This window comes from Kribbella sp. NPDC048915 (genome assembly GCF_040649595.1).
Classification (GTDB): domain Bacteria; phylum Actinomycetota; class Actinomycetes; order Propionibacteriales; family Kribbellaceae; genus Kribbella.
Genome location: NZ_JBEZFT010000019.1, coordinates 25,584 through 40,019, shown reverse-complemented (window position 1 = coordinate 40,019; position 14,436 = coordinate 25,584). Strand labels below are relative to the sequence as shown.

General features: G+C 68.4%; 14 protein-coding genes and 1 tRNA gene. 6 read left to right on the top strand and 9 right to left on the bottom strand.

The window, feature by feature from the left end; translation table 11 throughout:
* Positions 1 to 120: 120 nt before the first annotated feature.
* The gene (locus AB0B82_RS13055) at positions 121 to 1,041 is read right to left on the bottom strand and encodes an NAD-dependent epimerase/dehydratase family protein (RefSeq protein WP_360166181.1); all 921 of its coding nucleotides are present in this window, start codon (positions 1,039 to 1,041) and stop codon (positions 121 to 123) included.
* Between the two features lie 37 nt (positions 1,042 to 1,078).
* On the opposite strand from AB0B82_RS13055, the gene AB0B82_RS13050 reads away from it, so the two are divergent.
* A complete protein-coding gene (locus AB0B82_RS13050) occupies positions 1,079 to 1,624 on the top strand; it encodes an AAA family ATPase (RefSeq protein ID WP_360166178.1) in 546 nt (181 codons plus the stop codon).
* A gap of 302 nt (positions 1,625 to 1,926) precedes the next feature.
* A complete protein-coding gene (locus AB0B82_RS13045) occupies positions 1,927 to 2,148 on the top strand; it encodes a hypothetical protein (RefSeq protein WP_360166175.1) in 222 nt (73 codons plus the stop codon).
* Positions 2,149 to 2,154: 6 nt separating this feature from the next.
* Here the strand turns inward: AB0B82_RS13045 and AB0B82_RS13040 are convergent, their stop codons facing one another.
* A complete protein-coding gene (locus tag AB0B82_RS13040) occupies positions 2,155 to 3,108 on the bottom strand; it encodes an NADP-dependent oxidoreductase (protein WP_360166172.1) in 954 nt (317 codons plus the stop codon).
* 87 nt (positions 3,109 to 3,195) lie between these two features.
* Between AB0B82_RS13040 and AB0B82_RS13035 the strand changes: the two genes are divergently transcribed.
* Positions 3,196 to 3,768: a TetR/AcrR family transcriptional regulator gene (locus tag AB0B82_RS13035; protein WP_360166169.1), complete on the top strand. Its 573-nt coding sequence runs from the start codon at positions 3,196 to 3,198 to the stop codon at positions 3,766 to 3,768.
* Here the strand turns inward: AB0B82_RS13035 and AB0B82_RS13030 are convergent.
* From AB0B82_RS13030 to AB0B82_RS13015, 4 genes are read right to left on the bottom strand one after another with little or no spacing between them, the layout of a single operon-like run.
* A complete protein-coding gene (locus AB0B82_RS13030) occupies positions 3,731 to 4,729 on the bottom strand; it encodes an NAD(P)-dependent alcohol dehydrogenase (RefSeq protein WP_360166166.1) in 999 nt (332 codons plus the stop codon). The genes AB0B82_RS13035 and AB0B82_RS13030 overlap by 38 nt on opposite strands.
* 9 nt (positions 4,730 to 4,738) lie before the next feature.
* On the bottom strand, positions 4,739 to 6,094 hold the full coding sequence (locus tag AB0B82_RS13025; RefSeq protein WP_360166163.1) for an alpha/beta hydrolase: 1,356 nt from the start codon (positions 6,092 to 6,094) through the stop codon (positions 4,739 to 4,741).
* A 56-nt stretch (positions 6,095 to 6,150) separates the two neighbouring features.
* Positions 6,151 to 7,863, bottom strand: coding sequence for a multicopper oxidase family protein (locus AB0B82_RS13020; protein WP_360166161.1), 1,713 nt, complete (start codon positions 7,861 to 7,863; stop codon positions 6,151 to 6,153).
* Positions 7,847 to 9,007: an NAD(P)/FAD-dependent oxidoreductase gene (locus AB0B82_RS13015; protein WP_360166158.1), complete on the bottom strand. Its 1,161-nt coding sequence runs from the start codon at positions 9,005 to 9,007 to the stop codon at positions 7,847 to 7,849. The genes AB0B82_RS13020 and AB0B82_RS13015 overlap by 17 nt, the downstream gene beginning before the upstream one ends.
* Positions 9,008 to 9,189: 182 nt before the next feature.
* Between AB0B82_RS13015 and AB0B82_RS13010 the strand changes: the two genes are divergently transcribed.
* A complete protein-coding gene (locus AB0B82_RS13010) occupies positions 9,190 to 9,963 on the top strand; it encodes an HD domain-containing protein (RefSeq protein WP_360166155.1) in 774 nt (257 codons plus the stop codon).
* A gap of 49 nt (positions 9,964 to 10,012) precedes the next feature.
* On the opposite strand, the gene AB0B82_RS13005 is transcribed toward AB0B82_RS13010, so the two are convergent.
* Positions 10,013 to 10,900: an AraC family transcriptional regulator gene (locus AB0B82_RS13005; RefSeq protein WP_360166152.1), complete on the bottom strand. Its 888-nt coding sequence runs from the start codon at positions 10,898 to 10,900 to the stop codon at positions 10,013 to 10,015.
* 142 nt (positions 10,901 to 11,042) lie between these two features.
* Here AB0B82_RS13005 and AB0B82_RS13000 point away from each other — a divergent pair, with 142 nt between their 5' ends.
* Together AB0B82_RS13000 and AB0B82_RS12995 are read left to right on the top strand one after the other, a co-directional pair.
* Positions 11,043 to 12,125 (top strand): aldo/keto reductase, encoded by a 1,083-nt coding sequence (locus AB0B82_RS13000; RefSeq protein ID WP_360166149.1) that lies wholly within the window; start codon positions 11,043 to 11,045, stop codon positions 12,123 to 12,125.
* Positions 12,126 to 12,243: 118 nt separating this feature from the next.
* Complete coding sequence (locus AB0B82_RS12995; protein ID WP_360166146.1) at positions 12,244 to 12,804, top strand: NUDIX hydrolase; 561 nt, start codon at positions 12,244 to 12,246, stop codon at positions 12,802 to 12,804.
* Positions 12,805 to 13,027: 223 nt separating this feature from the next.
* On the opposite strand, the gene AB0B82_RS12990 is transcribed toward AB0B82_RS12995, so the two are convergent.
* Positions 13,028 to 13,100: transfer RNA gene (locus tag AB0B82_RS12990), tRNA-Arg, on the bottom strand.
* A 36-nt stretch (positions 13,101 to 13,136) separates the two neighbouring features.
* The gene (locus tag AB0B82_RS12985; RefSeq protein ID WP_360166143.1) at positions 13,137 to 14,426 is read right to left on the bottom strand and encodes a hypothetical protein; all 1,290 of its coding nucleotides are present in this window, start codon (positions 14,424 to 14,426) and stop codon (positions 13,137 to 13,139) included.
* Positions 14,427 to 14,436 lie beyond the last annotated feature (10 nt).

The following is a 14,436-nucleotide window of genomic DNA, read 5'->3' as shown; positions in this document are numbered from 1 at the left end:
TCCCGTGCCAGGAGCCACAGCTGAGCGTGAATCAGACACCGAACACACCCGCCCCGCACCACACTAACTGTCGAGCGTGCACAGCCTGGCCGGCGGTGTGCCACACCATCCACATGCCAGTCACACGAGTCGCTTGAGCGCTTCGATCGACTCGGTGAGAGCCTCGTCGATCGAGGCCGGTTTGATGCTGAAGGCAACTGATGCGGCGGTCGAGTCGAGGATGAACGGGCTGCGCCACTGGTACTGCGTTTCGATCAGCGCTCGCGCCGTTGGGTTGAACAGTCCGACCAGCCGCAACGCCGCCAACGGCATCGCGCTGACCTTCGCAGGTGGTGCGTCGGCGAGTTCGGCGGCGCGGTTGGCGAGGGCTCGGACGGAGATCGGCTCCGGGCTCGGCACGTGCCAGGCGCGGCCCCACGCGCTCTCGTCGTCGCCGACCGCGATCAACGTCCGCGCGACATCGCCGACGTACGTCCAGCTGTGCGGCGCATCCAGCTCGGCCGGAATCGACGCCCGCCGGCCGCGGATCACCTTCGGCAGCACCATCGCGTTGAACGTCGTGACCGCGCCGGCGCCGAGGTAGTCCGATCCGCGCACCTCCGCGGTCCGGATCCGACCGGCGCGGTGGGCGTCCAGCGCGTCGTTCCACAACCTCGCGCGTACCCGTCCCTTCACCGAGTTCGGCAGCAAGGGCAGGTCTTCGGTCATCGGTTCGTCGGCAGCGCCGTATCCGTAGAGGTTCCCGGTCGTGACGAGTACTGCGCCGCTCGCCTCGGCGGCCTTGACGAGTGCTGCTCCGAGCGGCGGCCAGTCGGTCGACCACCGATGGTACGGCGGTCCCGCGCACGAGTAGATCGCCGCCGCGCCCGCGGCGTACCGCGCGAGCAAGTCGGCGTCCGTCGCGTCGGCCGCGATTTGCTCGACGCCGTCCGGTCCGCTCCCGGAGCGGGTGATGACGCGGACCTGCTCTCCGCGTTCGGCCAGCCGCCGCGCGGTCGCCGTACCGACAGGTCCCGCACCGACGACGATCCGCAGCGCCATGACTTCCCTTCAACAGCGGTTAGGGTGGTTTGCCATTATGTTCCTGCTGCAGATGTCAGGCGTGCCCGGTGCGGGCAAATCGACTGTCGCCGCGCATGTCGTCGCCACGTACGGCGCGGTCGCGGTGGACTACGACGTCATCAAGAGCGCGATCCTCGACGCGGGCTTCGATCTCACCAGCAGTACGAAGGCGGCGTACGAAACCATGTACGCGATGGCGCGGCATTTCCTCGCGCAAGGGCATGACGTGGCGATGGACAGTCCCTGTTTCTGGCCGCGCATCCTCGACGAAGGCATGAGTATCGCGGCGGCGCACGGCGCGCGCTACAAGTACATCGAGTGCCAGATCAGCGACCTGAATCTCCTCGACGAACGCCTCCGCCGACGCCCCCGGCTCCGCACCCACCGTCCAGCCCTCGACATCCTCCCACCCGATGTCGGCGCCGACCGCGAGGACGGCGCCCCGCTCTTCCGCGAATGGATGACCCGCATCCAACGCCCCGCCGACAACTACCTCCAACTCGACATGCACCGCCCGTTCGCAGACCTCATCCCCGAAATAGCCGCCTACCTCAAGCCCTAACCCTCCCGCTGCGGACCTATCTGTTTCCCGGACTGCTTGGCAGTTCCACTCGAAGTCGATCGGCTGCCGAATGCGGTCTCACCGAGCGGCCGGGCTCCGGACAGTGGAGTCTGCGTGTCGAACGCGTGCGCGATCGCACGATTGATGTGCGGTCCGGCCAGGTCAAGCGCGGCCAGCCGGCCGGACAGAGCGAGGAGTCGCGCTCTGTCCGGTTCTCGGCGGACAGCACGCGCCTTGTCTCGGGCGGAACCCGCGGCACTGTCAGGCTGTGGGACGCGGACTCACTCGCCCTGCTCGGTACCGTGACTGTTCCGGTGAAGGACGACTCGGCGGCCGCGTTCGCGGCGTTCTCCGACGACAGCGACGTCGTCACGATCACGGCGGACGACGGTTCCGGGTACACCTGGGACACCCGAATCGAGAGCACCATCGCCACCGCATGCACGATGGCCGGCCGCAACCTGACCCGTGACGAATGGACCGAAGCGTTCGGCGAGCGGCCCTACGAGAAGACCTGTCCGTGACTCGGGCTAGAGCTCGATGACGACCTTGCCGTGGACGTGGCGGGCGGCTTGGAGTTCGACGGCTTCGCGGACGTGGTCGACGCCGAAGGTTGCGGCGATCGGGATGCGGAGGCGGTTCTCGGCGACCAGGGTGGCGATGTCTTCAAGGGTGCCGGGGGCGGCGTTGGCGCCGTTGGCGGGGGTGATGCCGTCGATGTGGGCGGCGATGGTGGTGATGCGGTCGTCGGGTACGCCGAGTTCGCGGCCGGCCAGTGCGGTGTCGGTGCCGTGCAGATCCATGACCGCGGTGACGCCGTCGGGCGCGAACGCGCGGACCCGGTCGACCATGCCTTCGCCATAGGTGACCGGCTCGGCCCCGAGAGTGCGCAGGGCGTCGGCCGAACTGGCTGATCCCGTGCCGATCACGCGAGCCCCCGCGAGCCGCGCGAGCTGGACGGCGAAGACGCCGACGCCGCCGCCCGCGCCGCCGATCAGCACCGTGTCGCCCGGAGCGGGCTTGATCACGGCGAGCGCCGCGGCCGCCGTACAGCCTGCGATGGTGAGTGCGGCGGCGGTACGGTCGTCGAGGCCGTCCGGCGTACGGTGCGCCTCGCCGCCCACCGCCGTACTGCCCGCTGCGTCCACGACGATGTAATCGGCCACCGCGCGGGAAAGTGCGCCGCCGAACACCCGATCGCCGACGGCGAAGTCGTTGACGCCGTCGCCGATCTCGTCCACGACCCCGGCGTAGTCGGTGCCGAACCCGCACGGCAAGGTCAGGCCGAAGCGCGCGGCGGTGTCTGCGTCGGACGTCATGTACCAGTCCATCGGGTTCAGGCCGGCCGCGGTGACGCGGACGCGGATCTGCCCCGGCCCGGCGTGCGGCGCGGGTATGTCGCGCACGCTCAACGCCTCCGGTCCGCCGAATGCCTCGAACTGGACCGCCCGGCTGGTGATCGTGGTGCTGCCAGGTTCACTCATGCTCAACTGTCTCCCGTCGGGATGTCAGAAAACGGACTATGCTCCGTTTACAGATCCAAGCTAGCACAAAGTGGAGCGTGATCCGTTTTGACCGCCACCAAGACCCGTGGACCACGGGCGGACGCGACCCGGAACCGGCAGCAGCTGCTCGAGGTAGCGACCCGGATGTTCGCCACCGCCGAGGCCGAGCCGTCGATGCGCGCGATCGCCACCGAGGCCGGGGTCGGCATCGCCACCCTGTACCGGCACTTCCCGACCCGCGAGGCGCTGGTCGACGCGGTCTATCAGGACCAGGTGTCGCGGCTGACCGCCGGCGCCCGCGAGCTGCTCGCCGAACTCGACCCGCCCACCGCTCTGCGCCGCTGGATGGACCTGTTCGGGACCTGGATCGCGACGAAGAACGGCATGCTCGACACGCTGCTCGCGATGGTCGAATCCGGCGAGATCGCCCACGCCCACACCCGCACCGAGCTGCTCGCCGCAATCGACGACATCCTCGAGGCCGGCCGCAGCACCGGTCAGTTCCGCGCCGACATCCCCGCCGAAGACATCGCCGCCGCGCTGATCGGCATCTTCACGGTCGCGGGCAAACCCGACCAGGAGCCGACAGCGACCCGCCTCCTCAATCTGCTCCTGGACGGCCTCCAGCACCGACGGTGATGACCAGCTTGCCGCGGGCTTGACCGTCGAGGAGGTGCTGGACGGCGGTGGGGGTTTCGGCGAGGGGGTAGACCTTGTCGATTGCGGGTTTGACTTGCCCGGATTCGAGCAGCGGGGTGAGGTCCCGCAGATGTTCGTGGCGTTCGGAGTTGACGAACGTGGTGAGGCGTTGCCGGACGAACGGCGACAGCGCTCTGGCGCGGAGCAGGCGGTCGGTGCCGCCGAGCCAGCGGCCGCCGGTTTCGCCGCCGACGATGACCGCGGTGCCGTACGGCGTGAGCGCCCGCCGCAGTCGGGTCAGCGACGCGTTCCCGCCGATGTCGAGGATCACGTCGTACTGCGTGCCGCTCGCCGCGAAATCCTCGCGGGTGTAATCGATGACGTGGTCGGCACCGAGCGATCGCACCAGGTCCGTCTTCGAGGTACTGCACACGGCGGTCACATCCCCGCCGTACACCTTGGCCAGTTGTACGGCGTACGTGCCCACGCCGCCCGACGCGCCGGTGACCAAGACCTTCTGACCGGGCCGGACACGACCGTGATCGCGGACGGCTTGGAGTGCCGTCATCGCCGAGATGGGGACGGCTCCTGCCTGCTCGAATGTCAGGCTCGCGGGCTTGGGTGCCAGCTTGCGCTCGAGAGCGACGGCGTACTGCGCGAAGGTGCCTCGCCCGACGCCGAACACCTCATCACCTGGCTGGAATCTGGTGACGCTGTGGTCGACGGATTCGATGACGCCGGCCACGTCCATCCCGAGGACCGGGTTCTTCGGTGCCCGGACGCCGTACCCGGCGAGGCGAATCGGGTACGGCAGACCGGCCATCAAATGCCAGACCCCGCGGTCGAGGCCGGCCGCCTCGACGCGGATCAGCACCTCGCCGTCGGACGGCTCGGGCTTGTCGACTTCCCGCAGCTGCAGCACCTCGGTCGAGCCGTAGCCCGTTTGCGTCATTGCGAGCATCTCAGCTCCTCAGGGGTGGGGTAGTGGCACGCCGCTGCGCACCGTGGCGATGACGTCGTTGATCGCTTGGGTGACCGCCGCGGCGTGATCGGGGTCGTCCACGAGCGAGGCATGGGTCGCTCCGCTGACGACGCGATGAACGCTGTTGGTGGACAGGCTCAACGATTTGACCTGGTCGTCCATCCATCCGTTGGAGTTACCAACTTCTGCGGTCAGGACGACCAACGGTTTCCCGTCGAGGCTGCGGAGGTTTCCCGCGTCGGCCGCCGACCGGCTCGCGACGCCGTACTCGGCGATCGTCCCGCGCAGTTCCTTCCCGGTGGCGGCGGTCGTGCGGGCGTCGTCGCGGTACGCCGGCGGGAGTTCGCCGTACGACAGACTCGCCAGGAACCGGCTGACACCGAGCCGGGACGTTGTCGCGAGCAACGATGACGCGTGCTTGAGGAAGCGGTCGGAACCACGCGCAGGTACGGCGCCGCTCCTGGCGGCGGTGGAATCGACCAGTACGAGGCCGGCGACCTCGTCGGGATACCTGGCGGCGAAGGACCGCACGTACAGCCCGCCGAAGGAATGTCCGGCCAGCACGTACGGACCCTTCTCCTGGGCGTTGATGAGCAGCGTGTGCAGGTCTGTCGCGACCTGCCCGCCGTCCGGCGGATCAGCCGCCGGATCACTCCAGCCGCGCCCGGCCCGGTCGTAAACGCACACGCGGCTGTCGCGGACGACCGCCGGAGCGATCAGACCCATTGACGCCGCCGAGCCGCCGGCACCGGGTTCAAGGATCACCGTCGGGCTTCCGGTGCCATGGCATTCGAGGTGCAGTCGGTACGGCCCGACATCGACGAGCGCCCCGTTCATCACCACCTTCGGTGCGATGGCTCGGCTGACTGTCTCGTACCCGCCACCGACGGCGAGCAGTGCCAGGACCAGCAGCACCGGGCACAGCAGCCACGTCCGCGTGTGGCTATGCAACTCACGTTTGGAGCGAATCCACGCCCAGACGACGAGCGCCAGCACAACCGGCGGCCAGACCCACCGCAGCGCGTCCACCACGGACTCCGGCGCCCAAAGGACCAGCGCAGCGAACACAGCCATCACGATCGCGGGTACTACTGCCCACCGCTGTGGCTGATCGGTCAAACGTACGGACAGCACAGCCAAGAGCGCCCAACCCAGGGCGAACCCGAACAGCACCATCGCAGTGGAGAAGTCCACGTCCACGGTGCCAACCGGCAGAAACGCGAGCAGGAGCGCCGCCACGAGCCCTGCGGCCAGTGAGCCGGCCACGACGGTGCCGATACGCCTCGACTTCGGTGCCGGAGCCGCCTGAACTGGCGCGGCCGCTGTCGTACTTCCCCGGGTCATGACAACCCACCCCCTGGGCGAGAGCCCCTGCCCTCACCGTTCTTCGGTCGTCCCCGCTACGGGGCGACGGTGAAGCTGAACATCATTCCGCTCTCGTGGTGTTCGGCGATGTGGCAGTGCGCCATCCAGAGACCGGGGTTGGTCACGTCGAGGAGGATGTCGACGGTCTCACCGGTCCGAACGAGAACCGTGTCTTTCCAGACCAGATTCGGTTCGACGGCGCCGTCCCGGCTCAGCACGAGGAACCGGCCCGCGCCGTGGATGTGGAAGGGGTGGTGCATCGGGTGGTCGGAGTCCATCTCGTTGACCAGCCGGATCCGCACCTGATCGCCGACCCGGAACCGCCAGTCGATCGCGTGGTTCTCGTCGCCGCTGCTGCGGTCGACGAGTTTCCAGCGCATCGTGGCCGGTGTGGTCATCCGGTTGACGTCGACCATGTCGTCTTCCCACTCGATACCACCGGTCGCCTCCTGCTCGTGACCGTCCGCGTGGTTGTGGTGGCCGTTGCCGTGCTGGGTCTGGGGCTGATCCACGAGTTGGGCCGGCACGAGTTTCATCCCGCACTGCGGGCAGCGGTCGGGAGAGTCGCTCACGACGTCGGGATGCATCGGGCAGACGTAGCCGGCGGCGACGGCCACCAGTTTCATGCCGCAGTACGGGCATCGTCCTTGCTCGGCGGTGACGACTTCGGAGTGCATCGGGCAGGAGTAGACGACCGGTCCCTCGGGTACGCCGAGATCCATTTCGGCCACGAACGCGAGCGTCTTGTCGGGTGTGGCGTCGCGGTAACGCGCCAGCCGTTCACGTTCGGCGGTCAGGTCGGCGTTGGTCCGCAGTACCTCGAACTGCTGACTCAACCGCGGTTCGGCCGGATTCTCGCGGACAGTGACGGTACCGAGCGGATAGGTGCGCTGCGGATGCCGATGCGAGAGCGTCACAGTCCCGGGCTGGTCAAACAGGACGTCCACCACGACCCGCTCGGACGGCGCGAGCATCACGTCCGTCACGAACGCCTCCTGCTCGACATGCCCGCTGTCACCACCCACCAGCTTCATCCGGGCCGTGTCGAAGCCGACGTTGAAGACGCGCGTGTTCGCCGTGTTGGTGAAGTAGCAGCGAACGACCTCGCCGAGGTCGGCCGTCAGTTCGGTCGTGAGGTCGCCGTTGACGAGCATGGTGTTGCCGAACCGGCCCATCGCCACGTACGTCGTCTCCGTGCGGCTGAACGACGCGATCTGACCGTCCTCGATCAGCACGTCGTCGAGCGTGATCAGCTCTTCCCGGTTCACCGGTGGCCAGTACTCGGGGTCCGACGGGACAACCAGGATGTTGCCGTACAGCCCCATCTCCTGCCCGTAGTCCTCGCGGATGTGCGGGTGGTACCAGTACACCCCTGGGTCGTGGAACTGCAGGCGGTACCGGAAGCTCTGGCCCACCTGCATCGGCGCCTGGGTCTCGTGCGTCCCGTCGTACGCGTTCTGCAAGCGCAGCCCGTGCCAGTGCACGGTGGCTTCGGTGTCGGCCTCGTTCGTCACGTTGACGACGACTTCGGAACCCTGCTGGACCACCAGCGTCGGCCCGGGGACGGATCGGTTGTAAGCGAGCATGCGTACCGTCGTGTCGCCAAGGCGTTTGGCGATCGGGGCGATGGTCAGGTCGAACGCTTCGTCGTTCGCCAGCGAGACGACCTGGGTCGCTCGGGACTCCGGCAGATTCTCGGTGGCAGTAGGGAAGTTGCCCCTGTCGGTGTGGTCACCGTGGCTCGACATGGTTGCGCTCCTGCTGACGTTCGTTGGCTGGTACTTCGCGACTGTCGGCGAGGTTCTGGATCTTCCAGGCGATGTACTCCGCGTCGTTGCGCACCCAGCCGAGCAACGCTGAGCCGCGCGTGTACTGCCAGTACTGGCCGACGCAGTAGAGGCCAGGCACCTGGGCTACACCTCGGTAGTGGCGGAGCCGGCCCTTGTCGTCCAGCATCGGCGCCTTGATCCAGGAGAAGTCGGACCGGTACCCAGTGGCCCAGACGACCGCATCGACAGTGAGTTGCGTGCCGTCGGCGAAGTACACGGTGTTGTCCGACGCGTCGACTGCTCTTGCGTGGATTTCGACACCACTGCGTCTCAGGTCCTTCGGACTCGAGCCGATGAGTGTCTCCCGCTCGCTCAGCCGCTGCCCGATCCGCGAATCGACGCTCAGGTTCAGCAGCCCGGTCTTGGTGAGCCACCAGAACAAGTCGCGACCCCAGACCCGCTGCGGCAGCGGCGTCTGCCGGGAGCCGACCGAGAGGTGCACTGTGTGCGTCGCGGCAAGCTCCGCCGCGATCTGGTAGCCCGTGTTGCCGCCGCCGACGACCAGTACGGTCCCGGCTGGAAGGTCCCGCGGCTGCCTGTAGTCCGTACTGTGCAGCTGGGAGACATCAGATCCGAGCTGGTCGGCCAACGCAGGCACTGCCGGCTGCTGGAACGGACCGGTCGCCACCACGACCTGATCGGCCTTGATCGTCCGGCCGCTGCACTCCAGTTCGTACCCGGCCTCGGTGCGGGTCAGCGACGCGACAGGGCTGTTCACGCGCACCGGGAGCTTGTACGTCTCGGCGTACGCGATCAGGTATGAGAACACCTCGTCGCGGGTCGGGTAGCCGTCGGGATCACCCGGGAAGGCCATGCCGGGCAGTGCGTCGTACCGGCGTGGTGTGAACAGCGTCAGCGAATCCCACCGGTCACGCCAGGCCGCGCCCACTGTGTCGGCCGCCTCGACGATGAGGAAACGGCGTCCTTGGCGTGCCAGGAAGTACCCGATCGCCAAGCCCGCTTGGCCTGCGCCCACCACGACGACCTCGTAGCGGTCCTGCTCGGCTGCGTCCGCCGCCTGTGCTGACGGCCCCAGCCGCCTGGTCGTGCCTCCATCGTCCATGTCCGAGCACCCCCCCGATGCCGGCCGATCACCACACCGCGTCCTCCGCCGCATTCGGTGCCCCGGCCATGGTGGCAGTCTCCGCTTTCGAGACCGTGCTGTCGAGACGTCGGCCCGCCCGGGGCTGTCCACAGGCGCCCGGCCGCCCTACTCTGACAGCATCGGGGAAGGGTGGGATCGGCATGATGCAGACGGTGACGCACGCCCCCATCGGCACCATCGGGTGGACCGAGAGGACCGGAGGCGTCCTGTCGGCAGGCGAACGCCTGTCGCTCGCGCCGGCACTCCTGCGCAACCTCGGCAGCCTCGTCGCCGGCCGTGCCGCCATGGCCACGCGCATGCACGCGGGCCGCCGGAACACGGTCGCACCGGACGCGCTGGCCCCGCCGAACTCCCCACTGGCACGTGAGGCCGAGGCCGCCGTACAGGACCTCCTGACACCGGCGCTGCTCAACCACTCCCGCCGCGCGTACGCCTGGGGTGCTGCGCTCGCCGCCCTCGACGACATCGAGTACGACCGCGAACTGCTGTACCTCGCCGCACTGTTCCACGACACCGGCCTGCCCAGCCAGGTCCCCAGCGTCGACTTCACCGTCCGCAGCGCGGAACTGGCCCGCGACTTCAGCGACCGCCACCAGGTGCCCGCCGTACAACGCGAACTGGTCACCAACGCGATCGCCCTGCACCACACACCAGGCGTCACCCTCGATTTCGGCCCCGAAGCCTTCCTGCTCTCGGCCGGCGCAGCAGTCGACGTCTTCGGCCTCCGCAGCGACCAACTCCCTGACGGCGTCCGCCGGACCGTGGTCCAGGACTACCCCCGGACCGACTTCAAACGAGAGTTCTCCGCTCTGCTCCGCACCGAAGCCCATCAGGTCCCGCACGGCCGCGCCTGGTATCTCCACCACTACGCCCTCAGCACCCTGACCATCCGCCTGGCCCCCTTCCACGGCTGACGGGGTCCGCTTTCGCACAAGGCGTTGGGCGGGATTGTCAGTTCGCGAGTCAGTCAGCGCGGAGGCGGGCGGCGTCGGCGCCGGGCGGGACGCCGAACAGCCGGCGGTACTCGCGATTGAACTGGGACGGGCTGTCGTAGCCGACCAGGTGGCCGACGCCGGCGATGTCGCGGGGGTGCGCGGCGAGCAGCGAGCGAGCTTCCTGCAGCCGGATGCGCTTCTGGAACTGCAGAGGGCTGAGGTTGGTGATGTCGCGGAAGTGCCGGTGGAACGCCGCGGTGCTCATCCCCGCCAGGTCGGCGAGGTCGGCGACGCGCAGCGGCTCGGCGTAGTTGTCGCGGATCCAGCGGATCGCGCGGTTGACGTGGCTGAGGCTGCTGTCGGCGAGGCCGATCTGGCGGATCACGTCGCCGTGCGGCCCGGTGAGCAGGCGCCAGAGTAGTTCGCGTTCGATCAGCGGGCCGAGGACCGCGAGGTCGGCGGGCGTTTCGAGCAGCCGCAGCAGCCGGACCGTGGCATCGAGGATCTCCGCGCTCGCCGGGCCGATCGCGATCGACGTCGCTCGCCGCGCTCCCGCGCCCGTCCGTCGTACCGACGGCGCCTGCAGCAGCAGCGTCGCGATCGCCTCCGCGCGCAGCGCGAGCCCCAGGCCGAGCGCCGGCGTCTGCGCGCTCGCGCCGACGAAGTAGCCGGAGACCGGAAGGTCCGTGGTGACGACGAACAGTTCACCGGCGCGGTAGTCGAACACCTCGTCGCCGAGCAGCAGGCGCTTCGCGCCCTGAGCCATCACGACGAGCAGCGGCTCGGTCAACGAGTACTCCGGATCGGAGGACTCGACCTTCGACAGCGCCAGGCCGTCGAACGCGGACCGGAAGTCGGGTCGTGCATGGGTCGCGATGCGGTCGCGGAGCTCGGTGAGCAACTGGTCTCTGGGCACCTGTGCAGCCAATCACGGCGGCAGCACGATCAACAAGCATGCTGAGAGGAATAGGCAAGAGCCTGAGTGGATCGGTCTACCGTCCGGGCGGCCCCGGCGATGAGATGGAAGGAGAAACCGACAGACACTTTGGAGATCACTCATGGGACTCGACCAGTACGTCACCCTCGGCCGCTCCGGACTCCGGGTCAGCCCGCTCGCCCTCGGCGCGATGACCTTCGGCGAGGATCCCGGCGCCGCCGGAACGAGCGTCGAGGAGTCGGAGAAGATCCTCGCCAGGTACCTCGATGCCGGCGGGAACTTCATCGACACGGCGAACTTCTACACCAACGGGCACTCCGAGAAGATCCTCGGCGATTTCTTCACGGCCTCGCCCGGACGGCGCGAGCACCTCGTCGTGGCGTCCAAGTTCTTCGGCAACATGTACCCCGGCGACCCGAACGGCGGTGGTGCGGGCCGGGGGTCGATCGTCGCGCAGCTCGACCAGTCGCTACGCCGGCTGCAGACCGACTACCTCGACCTGTACTGGTTGCACAATTGGGACCGAAACACACCGATCGAGGAGACAATGCGCACCCTCGACGACCTCGTCCGGGCCGGCAAGATCCGGTACGTCGGCTTCTCGAACACCCCGGCCTGGGTGACCGCGCAGGCCCAGACAACCGCGCTGCTGAAGGGCTGGACGCCGCTGATCGCGCTCCAGGTCGAGTACTCGCTGCTCGCCCGCACAGTCGAGGGTGAGCTCGCGCCGCTCGCGCTCGACCAGGGCATGGCGCTGACGCCGTACAGCCCGCTGCGGCACGGGTTCCTGTCCGGCAAGTACCGGCGCGGTGCCGACGTCACGGACTCGGCGCGGGCAGCGTTCGTCGGCGGGCCGAGCGAGGCCGAGTTCGTCGTGATCGACGAGGTCACGGCCGTCGCCGACGAGCTCGGCACGTCGCCGGCGGCGGTGTCGCTGGCCTGGTTGCGGGCCCGGAAGGGAACCGTCGTACCGATCGTCGGCGCGCGGCGCGTCGAGCACCTGGAAAGCAACCTGGCTGCGCTCGACGTACAGTTGACCGACGAACAGTTCGGGCGGCTGGACGAAGTGTCGGCGCCGACACTGAACTACCCCGCCCCGCTGCACGGCCGCACCCGCGCGATGCTGCAGTTCGCGGGCACCACGGTCGACGGCGAGACCTCGACGGTGTACCCACCCCTGCTACAGAGCGACGTCCGGTACTAGGGCTTGTTCCGTAAGTTCGTCCGGGTCTGCGGTTGGGTGGCGGGCGGGGCCTACGTCGTGTACCGAACAGCGCTGTGTGGCTTCAAGCGCCATGAGGCATGTTCGGTAGGGTCGTAGCGTGACGGCTGATGGCGGCACGGAATCCAGCCTCTGGAAGGTCCACGGCGAGCGGCTGATCGACGACACTCGCCGGCTGCGGTTGAGTATCGCGTCAGTCGAGCTGCCCGATGGTGTCCAGTTCGAGCAGTACGTCCTGCGGATGCCGAAGGCCGCCATGATGGTGGTGCTCGATGACAGGCAAGAGAACGTGTTGATGATATGGCGGCACCGCTTCATCATCGATCGCTGGGTCTGGGAGCTACCCGGCGGGTATGCCGATCCTGACGAGGATCCAGCTGTGACCGCCGCCCGGGAGGTCGAAGCGGAGACTGGCTGGCGCCCGCGAAACGTCAAGCCGCTGGTATCCCTGCAGCCCTCAGTAGGGACGACCGACGCCGAAAACCTGCTGTTCGTGTCGTACGGTGCCGACTACATCGGTGCGCCGGAGGACATCAACGAAGCGGAACGGATCGATTGGGTGCCGCTCGACTCGATCCGCGCACGCATCGACACGGGCGAGATCATCGGCGCGGCGTCCCTTGTCGGTCTGCTGCACGTGCTCGCGTTCCAGGCCGGCTGATCTCGTCCAGCGGTAACACCCGATCTCGATCATGCTCTCGAACAGAGCGTTGACCGGTCTGAGGGTTTGGTACGGCGCGAGGGGCCCGTCTGCGGGACAGATCGGTCTCTGGCGACACCGAGACGTCGCCACATGTCCCGGGTGGACCGAACCGACGCGCCCAGGCAACGTAACCACGCCCGATCCGGGTGATCCATGGGTGTTTTGAACAAGACCTATTGGGTGCCCCCGGCAGGATTCGAACCTGCGACGCACGGTTTAGGAAACCGACGCTCTATCCCCTGAGCTACGGGGGCGCACGCGGGGACAGCTTAGCGGAGGTGGGGGTGGGGTCAGCCGGTCAGGGCGGTGACGCCGAGGTGGCCGGTGATGGACTTGTAGCGTTCGGCGTAGAGCGTCGTGCAGCGGGAGGCGGCGCAGCCGGCGCCGGCGAAGGTGATGCCGCGGATGGTGGCGGAGCTGGTGCCGCGGCGGGAGTAGACGGGACCGCCGGAGTCGCCGCCGACAATGGTGACCAGACCGCCGCGGGTGGCGCGGATGACGTACGTCGTGCAGCCGTCGGCGTCGCAGTACCGCGCGGAGGTCGAGCGGACCGTGAGGTTGCACAGCGACGTGCTGAAGCTGCCGGACTGGCAGATGACCGTGCCGACGCCGGGGTCGCCGCCGCCGGTGACGGTGCGGGTGTTGACGCTGTCGCCGGGGCCGTCGGTCCAGATCTTCGGGCCGTACGTGCTGCCGGTGACGAGCGCCTGGTCGTACTCGGGGTAGTTCGTCCGCAGCGTCGTGGTGCCGTAGTAGTTGGTGCCCGACTTCCAGGCCGTACCGGCCCCGCCGCAGTGGCCCGCGGTCACGGAGCCGCGCTGGCCGTTGGAGCGCCGTACGACGGAGAAGCCCGCACTGCAGTTCTTCAGGGAGGAGGTGATGCGCGCACCGCCCCAATGACCGCCCTTCGGAGTGTCGCTCAACCGGGACATCCGTGCGAGCGAACCAGCGACGAGCTGGACGCCGGGCACCTCACGGAGCCCTGCGAGCGAGGCGGCCGACGTGGTCGCCTGGTCGTACTCGACGATCACGTTCTCTGTCACCGGATCGAGGTCTGCTGCGTACGTCGTCCGTGCGGCGTCGGCCGACCACGTGCGCGCGCCGACAGCGTTCCACGTCGCCGCGATCGCCTGCGCCGTACGGCAGCTCGATTCGACCTTGACCAATGACTTTCCGGCCGCGGGCAGGTTGCGCTGCATCGCGGCCTGGTATTTCGCCTCGTCCAGCCGCGCGGAGTCGACAACCACCTTGTAGCCGGTCGTCGCCGAGCCGACGACGCCGATGACGCCTTGGCTCAGCCCGTACGGCAAGCCCGAGGTCGGCCGGCCGGTGGCGTCCAGCGGCTCGAGTGACTGGATCGCCGCCGAGATGCCGTCGCCGAGCGACTCGCCGAGCGGGCGCGCGTCGGCTGCGGAAGTCGGCTGCGCGAGCCGCTGCGCTTCGGTCGAGCTGGTACTCGGTTGGGCGTGGGAACACGCCGCGCCCTGCGCTACCGCGCCCGAGGAGGGCGTGGCGAGGGCGACCGCGAGGAGTGAGATGGAGCCGAGCGTGACCAGCGGGACGGTAACTGAGAGTCGCACGTAGCTCCCC